At 74.4% G+C, this 22648-nt stretch carries 23 protein-coding genes, 1 tRNA gene and 1 riboswitch; of the genes, 9 read left to right on the top strand and 15 right to left on the bottom strand.

Annotated elements, in window-relative coordinates:
- The first annotated feature begins 42 nt into the window (after nucleotides 1-42).
- From orn to JOE38_RS02210, 3 genes are all read left to right on the top strand, one after another.
- Nucleotides 43-663 (top strand): oligoribonuclease, encoded by a 621-nt coding sequence (gene orn / locus JOE38_RS02220; protein ID WP_204574671.1) that lies wholly within the window; start codon nucleotides 43-45, stop codon nucleotides 661-663.
- 43 nt (nucleotides 664-706) lie between these two features.
- Nucleotides 707-782, top strand: a tRNA-His gene (locus tag JOE38_RS02215).
- Between the two features lie 88 nt (nucleotides 783-870).
- Complete coding sequence (locus tag JOE38_RS02210; protein WP_204574670.1) at nucleotides 871-1221, top strand: metallopeptidase family protein; 351 nt, start codon at nucleotides 871-873, stop codon at nucleotides 1219-1221.
- Between the two features lie 90 nt (nucleotides 1222-1311).
- On the opposite strand, the gene JOE38_RS02205 is transcribed toward JOE38_RS02210, so the two are convergent.
- The 6 genes from JOE38_RS02205 to JOE38_RS02180 all read right to left on the bottom strand — a co-directional run bounded on the left by JOE38_RS02205 (nucleotide 1312) and on the right by JOE38_RS02180 (nucleotide 5752).
- Entirely contained in the window at nucleotides 1312-1584 is a 273-nt protein-coding gene (locus JOE38_RS02205; RefSeq protein WP_204574669.1) for a hypothetical protein, read from the bottom strand.
- A 9-nt stretch (nucleotides 1585-1593) separates the two neighbouring features.
- Nucleotides 1594-2142 carry an ATP-binding protein gene (locus tag JOE38_RS02200; RefSeq protein WP_204574668.1) on the bottom strand — a complete coding sequence of 183 codons (549 nt, stop codon included), beginning with the start codon at nucleotides 2140-2142 and terminating at the stop codon, nucleotides 1594-1596.
- Entirely contained in the window at nucleotides 2132-2926 is a 795-nt protein-coding gene (locus JOE38_RS02195; protein ID WP_204574667.1) for an energy-coupling factor transporter transmembrane component T family protein, read from the bottom strand. The genes JOE38_RS02200 and JOE38_RS02195 overlap by 11 nt, the downstream gene beginning before the upstream one ends.
- Nucleotides 2923-4494, bottom strand: a complete 1572-nt coding sequence (locus JOE38_RS02190) for an ABC transporter ATP-binding protein (protein ID WP_204574666.1) — start codon at nucleotides 4492-4494, stop codon at nucleotides 2923-2925. Before JOE38_RS02190 ends, JOE38_RS02195 begins: the two co-directional genes overlap by 4 nt.
- 2 nt (nucleotides 4495-4496) lie before the next feature.
- Nucleotides 4497-5150 carry an ECF transporter S component gene (locus JOE38_RS02185; RefSeq protein WP_204574665.1) on the bottom strand — a complete coding sequence of 218 codons (654 nt, stop codon included), beginning with the start codon at nucleotides 5148-5150 and terminating at the stop codon, nucleotides 4497-4499.
- Between the two features lie 35 nt (nucleotides 5151-5185).
- Nucleotides 5186-5286, bottom strand: a riboswitch (TPP riboswitch).
- 133 nt (nucleotides 5287-5419) lie between these two features.
- Nucleotides 5420-5752 (bottom strand): hypothetical protein, encoded by a 333-nt coding sequence (locus JOE38_RS02180; RefSeq protein WP_012038119.1) that lies wholly within the window; start codon nucleotides 5750-5752, stop codon nucleotides 5420-5422.
- A 205-nt stretch (nucleotides 5753-5957) separates the two neighbouring features.
- On the opposite strand from JOE38_RS02180, the gene glgX reads away from it, so the two are divergent.
- The 4 genes from glgX (at nucleotide 5958) to JOE38_RS02160 (ending at nucleotide 13792) form a co-directional block, all read left to right on the top strand.
- Nucleotides 5958-8162, top strand: coding sequence for a glycogen debranching protein GlgX (gene glgX / locus JOE38_RS02175; RefSeq protein WP_204574664.1), 2205 nt, complete (start codon nucleotides 5958-5960; stop codon nucleotides 8160-8162).
- Entirely contained in the window at nucleotides 8159-10510 is a 2352-nt protein-coding gene (treY, locus tag JOE38_RS02170; protein WP_204574663.1) for a malto-oligosyltrehalose synthase, read from the top strand. Before glgX ends, treY begins: the two co-directional genes overlap by 4 nt.
- Nucleotides 10507-12309 carry a malto-oligosyltrehalose trehalohydrolase gene (gene treZ / locus JOE38_RS02165; RefSeq protein WP_204574662.1) on the top strand — a complete coding sequence of 601 codons (1803 nt, stop codon included), beginning with the start codon at nucleotides 10507-10509 and terminating at the stop codon, nucleotides 12307-12309. The genes treY and treZ overlap by 4 nt, the downstream gene beginning before the upstream one ends.
- Before the next feature lie 169 nt (nucleotides 12310-12478).
- On the top strand, nucleotides 12479-13792 hold the full coding sequence (locus JOE38_RS02160; protein ID WP_204574661.1) for a UDP-glucose dehydrogenase family protein: 1314 nt from the start codon (nucleotides 12479-12481) through the stop codon (nucleotides 13790-13792).
- Between the two features lie 57 nt (nucleotides 13793-13849).
- Here the strand turns inward: JOE38_RS02160 and JOE38_RS02155 are convergent, their stop codons facing one another.
- The 7 genes from JOE38_RS02155 to JOE38_RS02125 form a co-directional block, all read right to left on the bottom strand.
- Nucleotides 13850-14359 (bottom strand): hypothetical protein, encoded by a 510-nt coding sequence (locus tag JOE38_RS02155; RefSeq protein ID WP_204574660.1) that lies wholly within the window; start codon nucleotides 14357-14359, stop codon nucleotides 13850-13852.
- An 11-nt stretch (nucleotides 14360-14370) separates the two neighbouring features.
- The gene (locus JOE38_RS02150) at nucleotides 14371-15663 is read right to left on the bottom strand and encodes a DNA polymerase IV (protein ID WP_204574659.1); all 1293 of its coding nucleotides are present in this window, start codon (nucleotides 15661-15663) and stop codon (nucleotides 14371-14373) included.
- A 67-nt stretch (nucleotides 15664-15730) separates the two neighbouring features.
- Complete coding sequence (locus JOE38_RS02145) at nucleotides 15731-16729, bottom strand: oxygenase MpaB family protein (protein WP_204574658.1); 999 nt, start codon at nucleotides 16727-16729, stop codon at nucleotides 15731-15733.
- Between the two features lie 117 nt (nucleotides 16730-16846).
- Nucleotides 16847-17380: a DUF1697 domain-containing protein gene (locus tag JOE38_RS02140; RefSeq protein WP_204574657.1), complete on the bottom strand. Its 534-nt coding sequence runs from the start codon at nucleotides 17378-17380 to the stop codon at nucleotides 16847-16849.
- Nucleotides 17381-17444: 64 nt separating this feature from the next.
- The gene (locus JOE38_RS02135) at nucleotides 17445-18197 is read right to left on the bottom strand and encodes an FAD-binding oxidoreductase (protein WP_307838822.1); all 753 of its coding nucleotides are present in this window, start codon (nucleotides 18195-18197) and stop codon (nucleotides 17445-17447) included.
- Between the two features lie 8 nt (nucleotides 18198-18205).
- Nucleotides 18206-18820, bottom strand: coding sequence for a sulfite oxidase-like oxidoreductase (locus tag JOE38_RS02130; protein ID WP_204574655.1), 615 nt, complete (start codon nucleotides 18818-18820; stop codon nucleotides 18206-18208).
- 58 nt (nucleotides 18821-18878) lie between these two features.
- Complete coding sequence (locus tag JOE38_RS02125) at nucleotides 18879-19412, bottom strand: GNAT family N-acetyltransferase (protein ID WP_204574654.1); 534 nt, start codon at nucleotides 19410-19412, stop codon at nucleotides 18879-18881.
- A 62-nt stretch (nucleotides 19413-19474) separates the two neighbouring features.
- Between JOE38_RS02125 and JOE38_RS02120 the strand changes: the two genes are divergently transcribed.
- Entirely contained in the window at nucleotides 19475-19981 is a 507-nt protein-coding gene (locus tag JOE38_RS02120; protein ID WP_204574653.1) for a metallophosphoesterase family protein, read from the top strand.
- Between the two features lie 3 nt (nucleotides 19982-19984).
- On the opposite strand, the gene JOE38_RS02115 is transcribed toward JOE38_RS02120, so the two are convergent.
- The gene (locus JOE38_RS02115; protein ID WP_307838821.1) at nucleotides 19985-21202 is read right to left on the bottom strand and encodes a M20/M25/M40 family metallo-hydrolase; all 1218 of its coding nucleotides are present in this window, start codon (nucleotides 21200-21202) and stop codon (nucleotides 19985-19987) included.
- Entirely contained in the window at nucleotides 21199-21552 is a 354-nt protein-coding gene (locus JOE38_RS02110; protein ID WP_204574652.1) for a hypothetical protein, read from the bottom strand. The genes JOE38_RS02115 and JOE38_RS02110 overlap by 4 nt, the downstream gene beginning before the upstream one ends.
- A 121-nt stretch (nucleotides 21553-21673) precedes the next feature.
- Here JOE38_RS02110 and JOE38_RS02105 point away from each other — a divergent pair, with 121 nt between their 5' ends.
- The gene (locus JOE38_RS02105) at nucleotides 21674-22603 is read left to right on the top strand and encodes an oxidoreductase (protein WP_204574651.1); all 930 of its coding nucleotides are present in this window, start codon (nucleotides 21674-21676) and stop codon (nucleotides 22601-22603) included.
- The last annotated feature ends 45 nt before the right edge of the window (nucleotides 22604-22648 follow it).

The raw sequence follows: 22648 nt of genomic DNA, 5'->3' as shown, positions 1-22648 counted from the left end.
CGGCGCATCGGGGCGGCCCGGGCCCGCCGATAGGATCGGGGGATGGGCAACAACGCGGACCGGCTGGTGTGGATCGACTGCGAGATGACGGGGCTCGACCTCGCGATCGACGAGCTGGTGGAGGTCGCGGTGGTCGTCACCGACTTCGACCTCGTGCCCGTGGACGACGGCTTCACGATCGTCATCAACCCCGACCCCGCGGCGCTCGCCAACATGGGCGATTTCGTCACCGACATGCACCGGTCCTCGGGGCTGCTCGACGAGATCCCCGCCGGCGTCAGCCTCGCCGACGCGGAGTTCGCGGTGCTGGAGTACCTGCTGCAGCACGTGCCCAACGGCGGCAAGGCGCCCATCGCGGGCAACACGATCGGCACCGACCGCGCGTTCCTCGCGAAGTACATGCCCCGCGTGGACGCGCATCTCCACTACCGCAGCGTCGACGTCTCCTCCATCAAGGTGCTGGCGAAGGAGTGGTTCCCCCGGATCTACTTCAACTCCCCCGCGAAGAACGGCGGACACCGGGCCCTCGCGGACATCCTCGAGTCGATCCGGGAGCTCGAGTACTACCGCCGCGCGGCCTTCGTGCCGGCGCCGGGACCCGCGACCGAGGACGTGCAGGCCATCTCCGCGGACGTGACGTCCGCCTGGGCCCCGCGGCTGTAGTATCCTCGTCATGGCCGTCCGCGAGAGCGGGATCGGCCGCATGGTGGGCGTAGCTCAGTTGGCAGAGCGCTGGCTTGTGGAGCCGGAAGTCGCGGGTTCGAGCCCCGTCGTCCACCCCATCGGGAAGGGCCGGGATCCGAGAGGGTCCCGGCCCTTCCGCATTTCCCGGGCGTCTCCGACGCCCGTCGCCTGTGCGAGGCTGGATCCGTGCTGCACCTCGACCCCGACGACTTCGAGCGACTGGTGGTCGACGAGCTCGACGAGCTGCCGGACGAGATGGTGGACGGCCTCGACAACGTCGTGTTCGTGGTGGAGGACCGGCCCGAGGACGGGTCGCTCGACCTGCTCGGCCTCTACGACGGCGTCGCCATGACCGAGCGCGGGCAGTACGGCTTCGGCGAGATGCCGGACCGGATCGTCGTCTACCGCGAGCCGCACCTGCACGAGGCGGAGGACATGGACGCGCTGCGGGACCTCGTCCACGTCACGCTCGTGCACGAGATCGCGCACTTCCACGGCATCGACGACGACCGGCTGCACGAGCTCGGCTGGGCCTGAGGCCCGAGCGGCCGGACGCACGACGACCCCGGCAGCCGCGTGGCGGGCCGGGGTCGTGGAGGGGCGCTCAGGCGCCGGGCGCGCCGGGGATCAGAGCTCGAGGGACTCGTCGTCGCCCTCGCCGAGGACGTCGTCGCTGCCGTCCGCCACGTACGAGTAGGTGACGCGCTGCTCGCCCGCGACCTCGGACACCTCGCCGGCGCGGTACTGGAAGAGCGACTCCTTGCCCTCCACGGCCGACATGGTGCTGATGGTCTCGTCGTGCTCGCCGTCGACGAGGACGCGGGTCTCGGTGGTGCCCTCGAGGGGGCCGTCGGCGAAGACGGCGAGGTAGCGGACGTCGGACGGTGCGGAATCGGTCATGGCCTCAGGCTACCCGGCCGCCGCGACGGCGTCCGTGCGGACGACGACGTCGGCCAGGGCCCGCGGATCCTCGCGGGCGACGTGCGCGCGCCACTGCGCGTCCCAGCGCTCCCACTCCACGGCGAAGGACTCGCCGTCGCGGGCGATGGCGCGGGCCCGGCGCACGGCGTCGTCGGCCTCCACCCAGATGCGGCGGGTGGCGAGGCGCGCGGCGACCCGGGTCAGGGATCCGCAGCCCTCGACCACGAGCGGGCGCGCGGGATCCACGTCGTGCCACTCGGCGGGCGCGTCGGCGACCCAGTCCCAGCGGCGCCACCGCGGGGCGCCGCCCGGGCGCATCTCGGCGAGGACGAGGCGCTCGAGGTGCCGGGACGCCGCCTCGAGGCCGTCCCAGCCGGGGTAGACGTCGTCGAGCCGCAGGAGCTGCGCTCCCGGCGGCAGCCCCGCGTCCGGGTCGCCATCGCGCACGAGGGCGTCCGCGAGGGTCGACTTGCCGGAGCCCGATGGCCCGTCGACGAGGACCAGCGCCGGGCGCCGCTCCCCCGCATCAGGCCGCAACGAAGTCCCACGTCCCGGCGACGACGGCCGCCGACACCGCGCAGGCGGGGACGAGCACCGCGACGACGACGACGAGCGCCTCGCGGCGACCGACGACGCTGGGCCGGGCCCACGTGCGCGCGGTGGCGCCGCCGAAGCCGCGCGCCTCCATCGCGGTGGCCAGCTTGCTGCCGCGCCGGATCGAGAGCACGAGGAGCGCGAAGGCCTGGCCGGCGAACCGCCGGATCCGGCCGCGGTCGGCGACGCCGCGCGCGCGGCGGGCCAGCTCGAGCGAGCGCCAGTCGTCGAGGAGCAGGCCGACGAGCCGGACGCCCGCGAGCGCCCCGAGGACGAAGCGGGACGGCAGGCGCCAGACCTGGGCGAGGCCGTCGGCGAGGTCCGTGGGATCCACGTTCGAGAACAGGACGAGGGAGGCGACGCCGATGGCCAGCACGCGCAGCGTCGTCGCGACCGCGAGCAGCACGGACCCCTCGCTGACGACGACGAGCAGGAACTGGGCGTACACGTCGCCGGACGTGCGGCCGTAGAGCAGGATCGTGAGGCCGGCGCCGGGCGCCGCGATCCAGATGGGGATGCCCCGGACGAGGAACGCCCGCGGACGGATCCCCGCGACGGGCAGGAGCAGCAGCTCGAGCGCGAGCGCCGCACCCGCGGACACGACGTCGAGGCTCAGCACGAGCACGAGCGTCAGCACGAGGGCGGCCGCGAGGCGGGCCACGGGGTTGACGGCGGCGAGCCCGGTGGCGCGGGCGGCGGGCACGACGGCGGACGGCGCGGCGCTCATCGCACGACCTCCAGTCGCGCAGCCGAGCCCGGGACGGCGTCGAGACGGAGGACGTCGTCCGCCAGCGCGCGCACGAGGTCGGCGTCGTGGGTGACGGCGAGGACGCCGACGCCCTCGCGGTCGACGAGGTCGGCGAGGAGCGCGACGAGCTCGGCCCAGGTGCGGGCGTCCTGCCCGAACGTCGGCTCGTCGAGGACGAGCAGACGCGGCGCGGTCGCGAGGGCGGTCGCCACGGAGAGGCGCCGCTTCTCGCCGCCCGAGAGGGTGAAGGGGTTCGCCTGCGCGAGGCCGTCGAGGCGCAGGCGCGCGAGCAGCTCGTCGACGCGGCGGGCGGCGTCGGCGGGATCCATGCCCACGGCGCGTGGGCCGACCTCGAGCTCGGCGCGCACCGTGCCGGCGAGGAACTGGTGCTCCGGGTCCTGGAAGACGGTGCCGATGCGCGCCGCGAGCTCGCGCGAGCGCCAGGCGGCGGGATCCGCGCCGAGGCCGTCGGCCAGGCCCGCCTCCGCGACGACCCGGCCGGACAGCGCGGGCAGGAGGCCCCCGAGCGTGAGCGCGAGCGTGCTCTTGCCGCCGCCGTTCGGTCCGGTGAGGGCGGTCACGCGACCCGAGGCGAGCGTGACGCCGACGCGGTCCGCCACCGCGGTGCCGCGCGCGCCGCCCCGCCCGACGGCGAGGCCGTCCGCACGGAGGAGCGCCGCGGGTTCGGCTCGTTCGCGCACCGGCGCGGCCGGCTCGCGGCCCGGCACCCAGACGCCCGCGGCCGCGAGGGACGCGCCCTGGTCGCGGAGGACGTCGTCGGGCGCGCCGTCGGCCAGGATCCCGCCGTCGGCCCCGAGCACGACGACCCGGTCGACGAGGTCCTGCCAGACGGCGACCCGGTGCTCGATGACGACCAGGGTGGCCCCGCTCTGCTCGACCACGGACTCGACGGCGCGCCGGACCTCGCCGACGCCCTCGGGGTCGAGGTTCGCGGTCGGCTCGTCGAGCAGCAGGAGCCCGGGCCGCATCGCGAGCACGCCGGCGAGGGCGAGGCGCTGCTTCTGGCCGCCGGAGAGCGCGGTCGTGGACCGGTCGAGGGCCGCGTCGAGGCCCACCGCGTCGAGCGCATCGCGCACGCGGAGCCAGATCTCCTCGCGCGGGACGCCGAGGTTCTCGCAGCCGAACGCGACGTCGTCGCCGACGCGGGACAGGATCACCTGCGCGTCCGGATCCTGCAGCACGAGCCCGGCGCGACCACGGCGCGCGGCCGGATCCTGCCCGTCGACGAGCAGCGTCCCGCGGCTCTCCCCCTCGTCGTCGTCGCCGAGGACGCCGGCGAGGGCGTGCATGAGCGTGGTCTTGCCCGCGCCGGACGCGCCGAGCAGGAGGACCCGCTCGCCCGGCTCGACGACGAGGTCGACGTCGCGGACCGCCCAGGCGCTCCGGCCGGCATGCCGCCAGCCCCAGCCGGCGGCCCGGACGGATGCGCCGCCCGCGACGTCGGCCGCCGCCTCGGGCCCGGCGAGCGGCGCGCGCGACGCGCGCGGCGCGCGGGCATCCGCCGGTCGACGGCCCGGCCGCCGCACGGTCAGACGCGGGCCGCGGTGTCGCGGCCCGAGGCGAAGCGCGCGAGCGCGCCGGTGCGGGCGAGCGCCCGGGCGACGAGCCACGAGAGCAGCCCCGCGACGACCGCGCCCGAGACGAGCGCCGCGACCGTGTAGATCGTCGCGAACAGCGGGGTGGATCCCGGGTAGTAGGTGATGAGGTCGGTGATCGCCATGCCGAGCCCCGCCCCCATGCCCGCGAGCACGGCGACGTAGGCGCGCCAGTTCGCGTACAGGAAGACGAGGAGCACGAGCTCGGCACCGAGGCCCTGCGTGAGTCCGGAGAGCAGCGTGCCGACGCCCCAGACGTTGCCCACGAGCATCGAGACGAACGCCGCGAGCAGCTCGCCGTAGAGGGCGGCGCCGGGCTTGCGGATCACGATGCCGGTGAGCACGCCGGCGAACAGCCAGCCGCCTCCCGCGAGCGCCTGGAGGCCGGGGAGCAGCGGCTCGAAGAAGCCGCCGACGGGGACGGATGCCGTGTTCCAGATGACGAAGACGAGGCCGGAGGCGACGCCGAGGACGCTCGCGACGACGATGTCGATGACCCGCCAGCGGGCGCGGAGGCCCGAGCGGGGCGTGCGGGCGCCGGTGTCGACGCTCGAGGCGGATGCGGTGGACGTGGGTGATGCGGTCATTGGACGTGCCCTTCGGATGAGTGGAAGAGGGCACGGGTGCGAGATGGAAGCCTCCCTGCGCTGGCATGATCCAGATCAGGTACGACGGTCGAAGACTGGGTGTCTTCCTCTCAGCCCGGCTCACCGGACTCCCGTGTTCGAGGCGATCCTAGCGCGCGGTCGGGCTCCCGGCGCGCCCGGGATGCGCGGCCGGCCGGACGCACGGGAGCGCGGGTGCCCGAGGGCACCCGCGCTCCGCGGTGGTCGTGCGCGTCCGGGGACGCGCTGCGCTACTTGAGCGTCTTGATGAGCTTGACGAGGACCTTGCCGGAGATCCAGATGACGGGCGTGGCCACGGCGAGCAGCGCGATCACGTTGGGCTGGAACCGCACCTCGCCGTCGGTGGCGATGTACGCGCCGATCGGCCACGTGGCGCCGCCGCCCCCGCCGCCGCCCGCGACGTTGCCGTCGGAGTCGGGGAGGTCGCTGCCTCCGCCGAAGCCGTACCAGGCGAAGGCCACCGGCACGATGGTCGAGCCGTCGATGTCGAGGGGGTCGCCGTAGACCGTCCCCACTCCGGCGTTCTTCACGTTCTCTGCGAGCTGTGCGACGAGGTTGGTCATGCGTCCCACCGTACCCCGCGAGGCCCGGAGGATGCGGGCCGATCCGGGCGCCCACGGTAGCCTCGCCCGTGGTGCGTCGCTGCGTCGCATCCGGCCCCCCTGCCGCTGCGGCCCACGCGGATCCACCGCCTGCCCCGCCCCCGACGGACCCCGCGCGCACGACTGCGCGCCGCCGGCGGACGAGTCGACCCAACTGGAGGACCACTTGAAGACCTGGCCCGGAAACCCCTACCCGCTCGGCGCGACCTTCGACGGGAGCGGCACGAACTTCGCGCTCTTCAGCGAGGTCGCGGAGTCGGTGCAGCTGTGCCTCTTCGAGGAGGACGGCACCGAGACCCGCGTGGACGTGACCGAGGTCGACGCGCACGTCTGGCACTGCTACCTCCCGCACGTGCAGCCGGGCCAGCGCTACGGCTACCGCGTCACCGGGCCGTACGAGCCCGAGGACGGGCACCGGTCCAACCCCGCGAAGCTGCTGCTGGATCCGTACGCCAAGGCCACCTGCGGCGAGTTCGACTGGCACCCGTCGCTGTTCGCCTACGAGTTCGGCGACCCGGCGAGCCGCAACGACGAGGACTCGGGCCCGCACATGATGCTGGGCGTGGTGGTCAACCCGTTCTTCGACTGGGACGGCGACCGCCTCCCCCGCACGCCCTACAGCGAGACCGTCGTCTACGAGGCGCACGTGAAGGGGCTCACGCAGCTGAACCCCCGGGTCCCGGAGGAGCTGCGCGGCACCTACGCCGGCATCGCACACCCCGCCGTCATCGACCACCTGCAGAAGCTCGGCGTCACCGCCATCGAGCTCATGCCCGTGCACCAGTTCGTGCAGGACAACACGCTGCTCGAGAAGGGCCTCCGCAACTACTGGGGCTACAACACCATCGGGTTCTTCGCGCCGCACAACGCCTACTCGTCCACGGGCGAGCTCGGGCAGCAGGTGCAGGAGTTCAAGTCCATGGTGCGCGCGCTGCACGCCGCCGGCATCGAGGTCATCCTCGACGTGGTCTACAACCACACGGCCGAGGGCAACCACCTCGGGCCGACGCTCTCGTTCAAGGGCATCGACAACCAGGCCTACTACCGGCTCATGGAGGACGACCCCACCTACTACATGGACTACACGGGCACCGGGAACTCGCTCAACGTGCGCCACCCGCACGCGCTGCAGCTGATCATGGACTCGCTGCGCTACTGGGTCACCGAGATGCACGTGGACGGGTTCCGCTTCGACCTGGCTTCCGCGCTCGCGCGCGAGTTCTACGACGTCGACAAGCTCGCGACCTTCTTCGAGCTCGTGCAGCAGGATCCCGTGGTGTCGCAGGTCAAGCTCATCGCCGAGCCCTGGGACGTGGGCCCCGGCGGCTACCAGGTGGGCAACTTCCCGCCGCAGTGGACCGAGTGGAACGGCAAGTACCGCGACACCGTGCGCGACTTCTGGCGCGGCGAGGCCTCCTCGCTCGGCGAGTTCGCGGCGCGCATCACGGGATCGGCCGACCTCTACGAGCACTCGGGGCGCCGACCGGTGGCGTCGATCAACTTCATCACCGCGCACGACGGCTTCACCATCGCCGACCTCGTCTCGTACAACGAGAAGCACAACGAGGCGAACGGCGAGGACAACAACGACGGCGAGAGCCACAACCGCTCCTGGAACATGGGCGTGGAGGGGCCGACGGACGATCCGGCGATCCTCACGCTCCGCGGCCGCCAGCAGCGCAACATGCTCGCGACCATGATCCTGTCGCAGGGCGTGCCGATGATCCTGCACGGCGACGAGCTCGGCCGTACGCAGCACGGCAACAACAACACGTACGCGCAGGACAACGAGATCAGCTGGGTGCACTGGGACCAGGCCGACCAGCCGCTCGTGGAGTTCACGGCGTCCGTCGTGCGGCTCCGCAAGGAGCACCCGACCTTCCGCCGCGGGCGCTTCTTCGACGGGCGACCCGTGCGCCGCGGCGAGGGCGAGCCGCTGCCCGACATCGTGTGGCTCGACGCCGACGCGACCCCGATGGTCGACGACGACTGGGAGTCGGGCCTCCGCGCCATCGGGATGTTCCTCAACGGCAACGGGATCCGCGGGCGCGACCGCCGCGGCGAGGACATCTACGACACCCACTTCCTCCTCTACTTCAACGCGCACGACGAGCCGGTGTCCTTCACGCTCCCGTCGGACGAGTACGCGGACGCGTGGGAGACCGTGATCGACACCGCGGGCGTCGGAGCCGACTCGACGGCCCTCCGCGCGAGTAGCGTCGTGGACGTGGCGGCCAAGGCGCTCGTGGTGCTGCGCGCCTACACCGAGCCCGAGGTGGAGCCCGACCACTCGGTCGCGGCGAGCCTCGCCGTCCTCACCCACGCGCAGGCCGACCGGCCAGCCGCAGACCCAAGGAGCGACATCAGTTGAGAACCCCCATCTCCACCTACCGGTTCCAGGTGCGGGAGTCGTTCGACCTCGCCGCCGTGGCCGAGCAGCTGCCGTACGTGAAGGACCTCGGCGCGGACTGGGTGTACCTCAGCCCGATCCTCGCGGCCGAGCCCGGATCCGACCACGGCTACGACGTCGTCGACCACTCGCAGGTCGACCCGGCGCGCGGCGGCGCCTCGGGCCTGAAGCAGGTCGCGGACCGCGCGCACGAGCTGGGCCTCGGCGTGCTGGTGGACATCGTCCCGAACCACGTCGGCGTCGCGACGCCCGTGGAGAGCCTCTGGTGGTGGGACCTCCTCACGCACGGCACCGCGAGCCGCTACGCCGACGCGTTCGACGTCGACTGGGACTTCGGGCAGGGCAAGGTGCGGATCCCCGTGCTCGGCGACGGCGAATCCGAGCTCGAGGAGCTGAAGCTGGTGCGCGGCGACGACGGCACCGTCGAGCTCCGCTACTACGACCAGCGGTTCCCCGTGGCGCCGGGCACGGCCGAGGACGACGCGGACGCCCGCACCGTGCACGAGCGCCAGTCCTACGAGCTGATCAACTGGCGACGAGCCGACGCCGAGCTCAACTACCGCCGCTTCTTCGCGGTCAACACGCTCGCGGGCATCCGCGTCGAGCTGCCGCGGGTCTTCGAGGAGTCGCACGCGGAGATCTCGCGCTGGTTCCGCGAGGGCCTCGCCGACGGGCTCCGGGTCGACCACCCGGACGGCCTGCTCGACCCGAAGGGCTACCTCGACGACCTCGCGCGGATCACGGGCGGCGCGTACGTGCTGGTGGAGAAGATCCTCGAGCCCGGCGAGACGCTCCCCACCGACTGGGCGACGGCCGGCACCACCGGGTACGACGCGCTCGCCGAGATCGACCGCGTGCTCGTCGACCCCGACGGCCAGGTCGAGCTCGACCATCTCGAGGCGTCGCTCCGCGGCCTGCCGCAGGGCGAGCTCACCAGCTGGGCCGACATGATCCGCGGCACGAAGCGCGGCATCGCCGACGGGATCCTCCGCAGCGAGGTCCTGCGCCTCGAGCGCCTGGTGGACGACGCGCCGGCCGACGCCGCGGACGCGCTCGCGGAGCTCCTCGCGACCTTCCCCGTCTACCGCAGCTACCTGCCCGGCGGGCTCCACCACCTCGAGGAGGCCGCCGAGGCCGCGCGCGCGAGCCGCCCCGACCTCGTCGCCACGATCGACGCGCTCCTGCCGCAGCTGTCCGACCCGTCCACCGCGGTCGCGCAGCGCTTCCAGCAGACGAGCGGCATGGTCATGGCCAAGGGCGTCGAGGACACCGCGTTCTACCGCTACTCGCGCCTCGTCTCCCTCAACGAGGTCGGCGCCGACCCGTCGATCTTCGCGATCGACGTCGACGACTTCCACGCGCGCCAGCGGGAGCGGCACCGCGTCGCGCCGCACGCGATGACGACGCTCTCCACGCACGACACGAAGCGCGGCGAGGACGTGCGCGCCCGCATCGACGTGCTGTCCGAGACGCCCGAGGCCTGGCGCGACGCGCTCGGCCAGCTCCGCGAGGTCGCCCCGACCGGCGACGGGCCGTTCGAGAACCTGCTCTGGCAGACGCTCGTCGGCACCTGGCCCGCCTCGCGCGAGCGCCTGCACGCCTACGCCGAGAAGGCGTCGCGCGAGGCCGGCGACTCGACCACGTGGACCGCGCCCGACGAGGCCTTCGAGGAGCGCATGCACGCGCTCGTCGACGCGGCCTTCGACGACCCGCGCGCCCGCACGATCGTCGCCGGGCTCTACGACCGGCTCTCCGGCCCCGGGTGGTCGAACTCCCTGGCGGCCAAGGCCATCCAGCTCACGGCCCCCGGCATGCCCGACGTCTACCAGGGCAGCGAGCTGTGGGAGACGAGCCTCGTGGATCCCGACAACCGCCGCGAGGTCGACTTCGGCATGCGCCGCGCCGCCCTCGACGCCGTGCTCAAGGGCGCCGAGCCCGCCATCGACGAGACGGGGGCCGCCAAGCTCCTCGTCACGGCGCGCGCGCTCCGCCTCCGTCGCGAGCACCCGGAGCTCTTCACGGGCTACGAGCCCGTGCGCGCCACCGGCGACGCCGCGGCCCACGTGATCGCGTTCGACCGCGGCGGGGCGATCACGGTCGCCACCCGCCTGCCGGTCGGGCTCGAGTCCGGCGGCGGATGGGGATCCACCTCGATCACGCTGCCCGAGGGCGAGCTCGTCGACCACATCAGCGGCCGCCGCCTCGACGGCGGACGCGTGTCCGTCGCCGCGCTCCTCGCCGACTACCCGGTCGCGATCCTCGCGCCCGCATCCACCGCCGCCGACCTCACCCCCGGGAGCCGAGCATGACCGACGACCGCTTCGACATCTGGGCCCCGAAGGCCCGCACCCTCGCCCTCGCCGTGGGCGACGAGCGCCTGCCGCTCTCGCCTGTGGGCGACGGCTGGTGGACCCTCGACGCCGACCGCGCCGAGGCCCTGCCCTCCGGCGACCTCGACTACGGCTACCTCGTGGACGACGCCGACACCCCGCTCCCCGACCCGCGCTCGCGCCGCCAGCCCGAGGGCGTCCACGGCCGCTCGCGCACGTACGACCCGTCGTCGTTCGCGTGGACCGACCAGGCGTGGACCGGGCGCCAGCTCGCCGGCGCCGTGATCTACGAGATGCACATCGGGACCTTCACGCCCGACGGCACGCTCGACTCCGCCATCGACCGGCTCGACCACCTCGTGGCGCTCGGCGTGGACCTCGTCGAGGTGCTGCCGGTCAACGGCTTCAACGGCACGCACAACTGGGGCTACGACGGGGTCCTCTGGTACACGGTGCAGGAGACGTACGGCGGACCCGAGGCGTACCAGCGCTTCGTCGACGCGTGCCACGCCCGCGGCCTCGGTGTCGTGCAGGACGTCGTCTACAACCACCTCGGCCCGTCCGGCAACTACCTGCCCGAGTTCGGCCCGTACCTGCACGAGGCCTCGGCCAACACGTGGGGATCCAGCCTCAACCTCGACGGCGAGGACTCCGGTCCGGTCCGCGAGTACATCATCGACAACGCGCTCATGTGGCTGGGCGACTACCACGTCGACGCGCTGCGCCTCGACGCCGTGCACGCGCTCGTCGACGACACCGCGACGCACCTGCTCGAGGAGCTCGCGGTGCAGGTGGACGTCCTGTCCGCGCACGTCGGCCGGCCGCTCACGCTCATCGCGGAGTCCGACCTCAACGACCCGAAGCTGATCACCTCCCGCGAGGCGCACGGCTACGGGCTCGACGCGCAGTGGAGCGACGACTTCCATCACGCCGTCCACGTCGCGCTCACGGGCGAGACGACCGGCTACTACGAGGACTTCGCGTCGCTCGGGGCGCTCGCCAAGGTGATCACGCGCGGCTTCTTCCACGACGGCACGTGGTCGTCCTTCCGCGGCCGCGTGCACGGCCGGCCGCTCGACACCGAGCGGATCCCCGCGCACCGCCTCGTGGTCGCGAACCAGAACCACGACCAGATCGGCAACCGCGCCACGGGCGACCGCCTCACGGCGACGCTCGACGAGGGCGGGCTCGCGCTGGCCGCGGTCCTCACTCTGACGTCGCCCTTCACCCCGATGCTCTTCATGGGCGAGGAGTGGGGCGCGACGACGCCGTGGCAGTTCTTCACGTCGCACCCGGAGCACGACCTCGGCGAGGCGACCGCGAAGGGCCGCATCGCGGAGTTCGCGAAGATGGGCTGGGACGAGTCGGTCGTGCCGAACCCGCAGGACCTCTCGACGTTCCAGGACTCGAAGCTCGACTGGTCGGAGCTCTACGGCGCCGAGGCCGCCGACTCGCAGCACGCCCGCCTGTTCGCGCTGTACGGCGAGCTGATCCGACTGCGTCGCGCCCACCCCGACCTCACCGACCCCCGGTTCGCCGAGGTCGAGGTCGAGGTGCACGAGGAGGCGCGCCTGCTCGTGATGGACCGCGGCGAGCTGTCCATCGTCGTCAACCTGTCCGACGAGGAGCGACGCGTGCCCGTCGTGGGCGAGCGTCCCGCGCTGCTGCTCGCGACGGCGCCGGGCGTGACGCTCGGCGACGACGAGGTCGTGCTGCCCGCGCGCTCGGCCGCGATCCTCGGCCCGGTGGCGGACTCCGCGGAGGCCCTGCTGGCCTGATCGACCGCACCCGGGGCGGGGACCGACGCGGCGCAGGAGCGCGCGCCGGGCCCCGCCCCTGGCGCGTCACGTCACCGTGATACGGTGCCGACGCCGCGGCCCGACGACCGCATCGCCGGTCGCCCGGCGTCCGACCGGCGGCCCTCCCCACGACGCGAAGGACTCCCCCGTGCGCATCTCCGTCATCGGCTGCGGCTACCTCGGCACGGTCCACGCGGCGTGCATGAGCCGCCTCGGGCACGACGTCGTCGCGATCGACGTGGACGCCGCCAAGATCGCCTCGCTGCAGACCGGCGTCGCCCCGTTCTTCGAGCCCGGCCTGCCGGATCTCCTCACGGAGCAGCTCGCGACCGGCCGCCTCCGCTTCACCACCGACACGGCCGAGGCCGCCGGATCCCGCGTGCACTTCATCGCGGTCGGCACGCCGCAGAAGCGCGGCGAGAACGCCGCCGACATGACGTACGTCGACGCCGCGGTGGATGCGCTGATCCCCCACCTCGCGCCGGGCGACGTGGTCGCCGGCAAGTCCACCGTGCCCGTCGGCACGGCGCGTCGGCTCGCGGAGCGGATCGACGCCCGCGTCCCCGGCGCGACCCTGGTGTGGAACCCCGAGTTCCTGCGCGAGGGCTTCGCGGTCGAGGACACGCTCACGCCTGACCGCTTCGTCTACGGCCTGCCCGCGGGCGACGCCGGCGAGACCGCGCGCGCGGCCCTCGACGAGGTCTACGCCGCCGCGATCGGCACCGGCACCGCGCGCGTCACGACCGACTACGAGACCGCCGAGCTCGTCAAGGTGTCCGCCAACGCGTTCCTCGCGACCAAGATCTCGTTCATCAACGCCATGGCGGAGGTGTGCGAGGCCACCGGCGCCGACGTCACCCAGCTCGCGGACGCCATCGGCTACGACGACCGCATCGGCCGCCGATTCCTCAACGCGGGCATCGGCTTCGGCGGCGGCTGCCTCCCGAAGGACATCCGGGCGTTCATGGCGCGCGCGGGCGAGCTCGGCGCGGACCAGGCGCTCACGTTCCTGCGCGAGGTCGACTCCATCAACATGCGGCGCCGCGTCCGGGCGGTCGACGTGGCGCGCGAGGTGTGCGGCGGATCCCTGCTCGGCCGCAACATCGCCGTGCTCGGCCTCGCCTTCAAGCCCGAGTCGGACGACGTGCGCGACTCCCCCGCGCTCAGCATCTCCGCGCAGCTGCAGCTGCAGGGCGCGCGCGTGCTCGCGACGGATCCGTACGCGAACGAGAACTCGCGCCGCCGCTTCCCGGAGCTCACCTACGTCGACACCTGGCAGGAGGCGGCGCGCGACGCCGACGCCGTCATGGTGCTCACCGAGTGGAAGCAGTACCGGGCCATCGACCCCGCGGAGCTCAAGGCCATCGTGACGACGCCGGTGATCGTCGACGGCCGCAACTGCCTGGATCCCGTCGCGTGGCGCGCCGCGGGCTGGCGCTACCGCGGCATGGGCCGGCCCTAGCCGACCTGCACGACGCCGCCCGGCTGCGTGACGCGAACGGGGCGGCGTCGGCCCGGGTCAGCGCGGCGTGGTGGCCGCGATGCCGAAGAGCGTGCCGCCCGCGACGATGATCGAGAGCGCGATCGCGACGGGGATGAGCAGCAGCAGGCCGTTGAGGATGAGGCCCGTGATGGCGAAGCCGCGGCCGGCCGGCTCCTTGCGGATCCCGATGATGCCGAACACGAGCCCGATGAGCGGGCAGAGGAACGTCCAGAAGAAGAAGACCGAGACGAGCCCGAGGATCATCGACGTGAGGCTGAGGCCCTTGGGCGGCGCGACCGCGTAGACCGGCTGGCCCCACGCGACCGCCGCCGGGGAGGGCGGGACCGGCGCGGGCGCGAGGCCGTACGGCGCGGCGGCGGACGCCGACGGATGCCCGGACGGCCCGACAGGAGATGCCGGCGCGGCGGGAGGTGCCGCGGCCGTGGGCGGAGCGGGCGGTACGGGCGGGGTGACCGGGGCCGGGGCCGCTGCCTCCTGCCCTGCCGGGGCGTGGTCGTCGGGGGCGGGCGCGGCGGGATCGGTCATGGTGGTCCTCGTCAGTCGGGCGGGTGTCCGGGGAGGGTACCGCGCGCGGCCGCCTCCGTGCGCGGATCCGACACGGTGGCCCCCTTCGCCCCGGGCTTCCGCAGGAGCGACGCCGGGCCGATGGCGCCGCGGCCGAACCGCGCGGCCGCCTGGTCGACCGTCCGCTCGGCCTCGCGCCAGCCCTCGTCCGCGTCCCACAGGGCGACGGCGCGGTTGTCGGCGTCGTCGAGCTGCTCGGCGCGAACGCCCACCAGACGGATCCGGTCGCCGGGTCGCGCGACCTGCTCGTAGACGTCGCGGATCTCGTCGTAGATGCGGCGCGCGACGTCGGTGGGATCCGACAGCGTGCGGGACCGCGTGATGGTGCGGAAGTCGGAGTAGCGGAGCTTGAGCGAGACGGTGCGCGCGGTGAGGCCCGCGCGCCGCAGCCGCTCGGCGACGCGCGTGGCCTGGCCGAGGAGCTCGCGGCGCACGACGTCCGGATCCGTCACGTCGTCGTGGAACGTGTTCTCGTGCCCCATGCTCTTCTCCTCCCGGTGCGTGCTGACGCGCCGCGGATCCCGCCCCCAGGAGAGGTCGTGCAGCCGGGCGCCCGCGGACTCGCCGAGCATCGACTGCAGCGTGGGCAGCGGGGTGTCCGCGATGTCGGCGACCGTGCGGAGGCCGCGGCGGAGCAGCGCCTCCTCGGTCGTCTTGCCCACTCCCCAGAGCGCGCCGACCGGCAGCGCGTGCAGGAACGGCAGCGTCTCGGCCGCGGGGATGACGAGCAGGCCGTCGGGCTTGCAGCGGGTGCTCGCGAGCTTGGCGACGAACTTGGTGGAGGCCGCGCCGACCGAGCAGGTGAGGCCGGTCTCGGCATGCACGCGGCGGCGGATCATCGCGCCGATCTCGGCGGGCGAGCCGAAGAGGCCGCGGGCGCCCGCCACGTCGAGGAACGCCTCGTCGATGCTGAGCGGCTCCACGAGCGGGGTGACGTCGCGGAAGATGCCCATGACGACCCGGGACCAGTGCGCGTACTTCTCCATGTGGCCGCCGATGACCGTGGCCTGCGGGCAGAGGCGCAGCGCCTGGGCCATGGGCATGGCCGAGCGGACGCCGAAGCGACGCGCCTCGTAGGTGGCGCTCGTGACCACGCCGCGACCCGACGATCCGCCGACGATGACGGGGGTGCCGCGCAGCTCCGGCCGCTCGAGCAGCTCGACGGCGGCGAAGAACGCGTCCATGTCGATGTGCAGGATCGTCGCCTCGGAGTCGTCCGCGCTCGCGTCGGACGTGCGCCTGGTCGATCCGTCCTGCCTGCTCATGTCCTCCTCACGCTAGCCCGGGCCGCCGACATCGGCCGCTCGGGCGCCCGCCGACGGGTCGGCGGGATCAGGCCGCGGGCTGCGCGCGGTGCCCGGCGTCGTCGCCGCGTCCGGGGCACGGCTCCGCTGCGGTGTCGGAGGGCCGCGCGCTCGACCCGCCCTCCAGCCGCGCGATGCGCTTGAGCGCGGCCTCGTGGCTCGTGGACTGCTCGCCCATCACGCGCCCGGCGACGCCGAGCATCACGCGGGTCGAGGCGAGCGCCGGCAGCGGGAAGGGGCCGAACGACGCCTTGTCGAGCCCGAGGAGCTCCCGGTACCGCGGCTCGAGGGACGCGACGGCCCCGGCGAAGAGGACGCGGTAGGCCGGCAGCATGGAGGGCCGCAGCGGCGGCTCGCGGAGGAAGGAGATCGTCTCGCGCGTGCGCTCGTCGGCGCGGAGGAGGCCCTGGTCGTGGAACGCGTCGATCTGCGCGTGCAGCTCGGCGTGCGAGCGCGGCGGCGCCTCGACGCCCATGAGCTCGCCCGCCTTGGCCCACTCGGCCACGTACCGGTCGGGCCCGCCCGGGATCGGGGGCCCCCACTGCATGTGGGTGCTGAGGAACGCGTCGGTGAAGACCATGTGCACCCAGGCGAGGAGGTCCGGGTCGTTCGCGCTGTAGGGGCGCTCGACCCCGTGGCCGTCGACGAACGTGCCCTGCACCTTGCGGTGGTAGCCGCGGACGCGCCGGCTGACGTCGACCGCGGTGTCCCGGTCGCCGAAGGACGTGGTGATGACCCAGCGCACGGTGCCGGCGAGACGTCCGAGCGGATCCTCGCGGTAGCGCGACCAGTCGTGGACGCCGGCCATGGCGCCCGGGTGCAGCGTCTGCATGAGGAGGGCGCGGATCCCCGCCACGAGCGTCGGCATGCCGCCGTGCACGGCCCACACCGCGGAGCCGGGGCCGAACCAGCCGGCGTCGTCGCCGTGCTCGAGGTCCTGGATCCACTGGGGTCGCCCCTCGGAGTCCGCGGAGAACGTCTCCAGGATGTGGGACTTCCAGCGGTCCGCGAATCTGCTCACGTGCACGAACCTATCCCTCTCACCGCGTCACGAGGAGGCCCCCGCGCGCCCGACCCGGAACGGGGGCGCGACGGCTCCCCGCGATCACCCCCGTGCGGGGGACGCGCCGGGCGGGGATCGCGGTCAGGCGTCGAGGAGCGCGACGAGGGCGGCCACGGTGCGGGCGTTCCTGGCCGTGACGGAGGCCCCGAGGCCGCGCCAGAACGCCGGCGGCACGCGCGACGCCGACACGCCGTCGGGGTGCCAGGAGTAGACGGCGTCGCGCGCCACCTCGACCAGGTCGGGGGCGATCGCGGCGGCCGGCGGGGGCGCGGGCGGCGGATCCAGCGGGCGGTCGAGGAACGAGACGAGGAGGCGGGACGGATCGTCGGCGACGGCGCCGAAGGGCATGCCGGCGGCGATGCGGCGGAAGTCGGCGGCGGGGACGAGGTGGACGTCCGCGGTCACGCCCGTGGCGAGCCGCACGGCGTCCTCGATCGCCACCGCGGCACCCCGGCCGCTCGGGCGCTCGTGGTCGACGACGGCGTTCCCGCTGCGCAGGTGGGTGCGCACGCCGACGTAGCCGAGGCCCGTGAGCGCCGCGGAGAGCTCCGCCATGGGGACCTGCTTGGCGCGCCCCACGTTGATCCCGCGCAGCAGCACGACCGATCGCTCCATGCGGCACCCGCTCCCGGCGGCTCCGTCGCCGTCCGCCCCAGTGTGGCCCGCGGGGCGGCCGGCGTCACTCCCCCGACGGGCCGAACTGCTCGATGCGGATCGCGTCGCGGCCGACCCCGGCGTCGAGCAGCAGGCGCGTCGCCCCGCCCGCGAAGGCGGTGGATCCGCACACGAGGGCCACCTGCGCGCCCTCGGCGAGCCCCGCCACCTCGTCGGCGCGGAGGCGCCCGAAGCCGCGCGCGCCGTGCCGCTCCCGGGTCGTCACGACGAGCGCGCCCGCGTCCTCGAGCTCCGCGCGGCACGGGACGTCGGCCGCCGTGCGCCCCGAGACGGCCACGCGGACGAGGTGCGGGACGCCGAGGTGCCGCGCATGGCGGACCATCGCCACGAGCGGCACCGCGCCCGTGCCACCGCCGAGCGCGACCGCCGGGGTCGCGCCGTCCCAGACGAAGAAGCCGCCGATGGGCAGGCGCATCTCGATCGCGTCGCCGACCCGGGCGACGTCGGCGAAGAAGCCGCTCACCTCGCCGTCCTCGTAGCGCTCCATCAGCAGCTCGACGCCGTCCTCGTGCGGCGCGGACAGGATCGAGTACGAGCGCTGGGCCGTGTACCCGTCCTCCGCGCGCAGCCGGACGACGCAGTGCTGGCCGGGCAGGTGCGGGATCCGGTCGGGCACGTCGAAGCGCAGCAGGACCGTCGCGTGCGTCGGGTGCTCGAGCGCCGTGATCGTCGCCGTCCGCCACTCGCCGCCGACGGAGGCGGGGACCGCGGGCTCTCGAGCGGATCCCGGTCCGGGCGCGGGCGCGGGCGCCGACACCGGCGCGCTCAGCGGTCGCCCTGGTAGCGCTGCTCGCGCCACGGGTCGCCGCGGTCGTGGTAGCCGTTGCGCTCCCAGAAGCCCTGCTGGTCGCGGTCGAGGAGGGTGAGCCGGGCGATCCACTTCGCGCTCTTCCAGAAGTAGAGGTGCGGCACGAGGAGGCGCGCGGGTCCGCCGTGGTCGGGCGTGAGCGGGCGGCCGTCGGCCTCCCACGCGATCCATGCGCGCCCGCCGCGGAGGTCATCCAGCGGGAGGTTGGTCGTGTAGCCGGAGTGCGAGGTCGCGAGGACGAAGCGCGCCTCCGGGAGCGGGCCCGCCGCGTCGAGCAGCGTGTCGACGCTGACGCCCGCGAAGCGCGTGTCGAGCCGGGTCCACGTGGTCACGCAGTGGATGTCGCCCGCGTACTCGGATCGCGGCAGCGCGTGCGCCTCGTCCCAGTCCCACGAGGTCGGGCGCTCGACCAGTCCGTCGACGGCGATCGACCAGCGCGACTCCGGCAGGTTCGGGACGGCCTCGGCGGTGAGGACGGGCCAGCCGCCCTGGGTGTCGTACTGGCCGGGAGGGAGGCGGTCGGCCGGGCCCTTCCGCGGGCGGCCGACGAAGCCGCGGGTGATGCCGGTCATGGGCGCCTCCTTCAGGGGCGGGCGGTGGACGGGGTCCCGTCCATCATGGCGCGCCGGATCAGCGCGCGGCCGCGTCGGACGGATCCGGATCCACGGGAGCGGACAGCATGGCGACCGCATGGAGCCCGTCGGGGTCGACGACCTCGGCGAGGCGGACGAAGCCGAGCCGACCGTGGAAGGCGAGCGACCCGGGGTTCGGCGGCAGCGTGTTGACCTCGCACGTGACGGCCGGGCGCCCGGTCCGCCGGGCCTCGTCGAAGACGCGCGCGTAGAGGACCTGGCCGAGCCGGCTCCCCCGGTGGCCGTCGGCGACCACGATCCGGTCGACGTAGAGGCCGTCGACGCCGTGCTCCGCGAACCAGCGGTAGTTCGGGCTGTCGTAGGCGCCGCCGGGCTGCATCGCGAGGAGCATGCCGACCGGCGTCGCACCGGCCGCGTCGGCGTCGAGCACGGCGATCGCGAGGTCGGCGTGGCCCAGCACCTCGCCGAGGGACGCGGCGTCCATGGGCGGGACCGCGGGCACGGCCGCGTTGTTGAGGGGCACCATCCAGGCGAGGTCGGCGGACACGAGGTCGCGGGTGGCGGGGGTCACGCCTCGAGGGTACGGGAGCCGGGCGGCGGGTCCCGGCGCGGGGCCCGCGTACCGTTGCCCGGGTGACCGCATCGCTCGTGCTCCTCAGCGACACCCACCTCCCGAAGCGCGCGAAGGACCTGCCGCCGGCGCTGTGGCGAGCCATCGACGCCGCCGACGTCGTGGTGCACGCGGGCGACTGGGTCGACGAGCCCGCTCTCGACGCGCTCGAGGCGAGACCCGCCCGGCTCCTCGCCTGCTGGGGCAACAACGACCCGGCGGGGCTGCGGGCGCGGCTGCCGGAGACGGCACGGGCGGTGATCGAGGGGATCCGGTTCGCCGTCACGCACGAGACCGGAGCGTCGACGGGCCGCGAGCGGCGGATGGACGCGGCGTTCCCGGAGACCGACGTGCTCGTCTTCGGCCACAGCCACATCCCGTGGGACACCGTGACGCCCTCGGGCCTCCGCCTCCTCAACCCCGGCTCGCCCACCGACCGCCGCCGCCAGCCGGACTTCACGTGGATGACGGCGATCGCCGACGCGGGACGGCTCGACGTGGAGCTGCACCGGTCGGCGACGCGCGACTGACGCTCAGCCCTCGGGCGTCGCCCCGGCGCTCCCGCAGAAGTCGAGGATCGCGCCCTCGAGCACGTCCGCGAGCCGGCGGATCGAGTCGACCTCGGCCCACTCCTCGTCCGCGTGCGCGCCGCCACCGGTGACGCCCAGGAGGATGCACGGGATCCCGGCCTCGTGCACGAGCCCGGCGTCGGTCCAGAAGGGCTCGCCGCGATGCGGGACGGGCGAACCGATGACGCGCGCGCCGCTGTCGAGCACGGCGCGCGCGAGCGGCCCGTCGACGTCCGCCTCGAAGGCCGCGCGGGCGACGAGCACGACGAGCTCCGCGTCCATCGACGGCGTGCGGGCGGCGACCGCGTCGAGCGCCGCGCGCAGCTCGGCCTCCACATCCGCCGTCGACTGGCCGGGGAGGAAGCGGCGCTCGATCGTGAGGACGCACGAGTCGGCGACCGTGGCCGCGTCCGAGCCGCCCTGGATCCGGGAGACGCGCACCGCGCCCGTCCCGAGGAGCGGGTGGCGGGGTCCCGCGGCGAGGCGGTCGGCCAGCGCGTCGAGCTCGCGGAGCACGAGCCCGGCGTGCGCGATCGCGTCGACGCCCTGCTCCGGCATCGAGCCGTGCGCCGCGCGCCCGCGCAGCCGGATCTCGTACCAGCCGAAGCCGCGGTGGGCGACGATCGCCTCGGACTGGCTGGGCTCGGAGATCACGGCGCCGTCGATGCGCGTGCCTGAGTTGGCCAGCGCACGGAGCGCCTCCTCGGTGCCGATGCTGCCGAACTCCTCGTCGGCGACGAGCGCGAGCACGACGTCGCCGCGCGTCCCGAGCCGGCGGGCGCGGTCGGCCGCGACCATCATCGCGGCGAGGCCCGCCTTCATGTCGAACGCGCCGCGGCCGAGGAGGCGACCGTCCTCGACGCGCGCGAGCAGCCCGCCGCGCGCGGGGTCGCCGGGCGGCACGGTGTCGAGGTGCCCATCGAGGAGGATCGTCCGGCCGCCGCCCGTGCCGCGCGCGGTCGCGAGGACCGTCGGCCGGCCCGGCGCCTCCTCGAGGACGCGCACGTCGAAGCCGCGGGCGCGCAGCCACGCGGCGGCATGGGCGGCGACCGCGGTCTCGCCCGCGGCGCCCGGCACGAGGTCGGGGTTGGTCGAGTCGATGCGGATCAGCTCCGCGGCGAGGTCGACCGGATCCACGAGGCCCGCGGCGCCGGCGACGGCACCCGGCACGACGCCGCTCACGCGCGCGGCGGCAGGTCGTCGGCGGGCAGCGCCGAGACCGTCTCGTCGGCGTCGTCCACGAGGCGCAGGGCGCTCTGCGGCACGACGACCCGGCGGCCGGCCGTGCCGTTGTCGTCGGATCCGAGCTCCACGACCCAGGCGCGGCCGCGCGCGGTCGGCACGGGGCTGACGCTGCGCAGGCCGTCGGAGGCGGAGGCGACCACGAGGCCGACGGGCTCGCCGTCGAGCGCGGGATCGCCCGTGGCGGCCGCGCCGTCGAGGATCACGACCACGGCGCCGACCCCGATCGCGTGCGACCCGTCGCTCCCCCGCTCATCCTCGGTTCCGTCCCGGCCGCGTCTCATCCACATGTCCCGATCCTCCCATCGGCGGCCCGGGGAGGCCGTCCGGCGCGCGGCCCCTCGTCGCCCGCACGGGCGACGCCCGGCCGACGTCGCTAGCGTGGGGATCCCACCCGCAAGAGGAGTCCGCGTGCCCCGTCCCACCGACATCATCATCAGCCCGCTCGACGGGAAGCGCGCCGTCGTCACCGGCGGCAACAGCGGCCTCGGCCTCGAGACCGCGCGCCGGCTCGCCGCGGCCGGCGCCTCCGTCGTGCTCACGTCGCGCGATCCGGAGCGCGGCGAGGACGCGGCCGGCTCCATCCGCGACCGCCACCCGGGCGTCCACGTGGAGGTCGGATCCCTCGACCTCGCCGACCTCGCCTCGGTGCGCGCCTTCGCCGACCGCGAGATCGAGCGCGGGCCGATCGACATCCTCGTCGACAACGCCGGCGTCATGGCCCCGCCGGACCGGCGCGAGACGCGCGACGGCTTCGAGATCCAGCTCGGCACGAACCACCTCGGCCACTTCGCGCTGACCGGTCTGCTCCTGCCCGCGCTCCAGGCGGCCGACGCGCCCCGCGTGGTCGTCGTCTCGAGCCTCGCGCACTGGATGGGCCGCATCGCGTTCGGCGACCTGCAGTCCGAGCGGCGCTACAGCCCCTGGGCGGCGTACGGCCAGGCCAAGCTCGCGAACCTGCTCTTCATGCGCCGGCTGCAGGCGCTGTCCGAGGAGCGCGGCTGGGGCCTCACGGCCGTCGCCGCCCACCCCGGCGTCACCTCCACGAACCTCGCGAAGAACGGTCCGGGATCCGGACCCCAGGGCGTCATGAGCGACCTGGCGGCGAAGTTCGGGCCGGCGGCGATGGGCCAGGACGTGCGCGTGGGCGCCCTCCCGCAGATCCAGGCCGCGACGGGCCTCGGCGTGCACCCGGGCGACTACTACGGACCCGCGGGCGCAGGCGGGATGAGCGGCATGCCGCACCTGGCGGCGTCCAGCCCGTGGTCGAAGGACCCCGAGCTCGCCCGCCGCCTGTGGGACGCGTCCGAGCAGCTGACCGGGGTCGTCTACCCCGCGTAGCCCGCGACCGCCGCACGGCCGATGCGCCCGGGATCTCCCCGGGCG

Origin of the sequence: Clavibacter michiganensis, from assembly GCF_016907085.1 — a bacterium.
Classification (GTDB): domain Bacteria; phylum Actinomycetota; class Actinomycetes; order Actinomycetales; family Microbacteriaceae; genus Clavibacter; species Clavibacter michiganensis_O.
The sequence above is the reverse complement of the archived record's forward strand: the minus strand, read 5'-3'. Positions and strand labels throughout refer to the sequence as shown.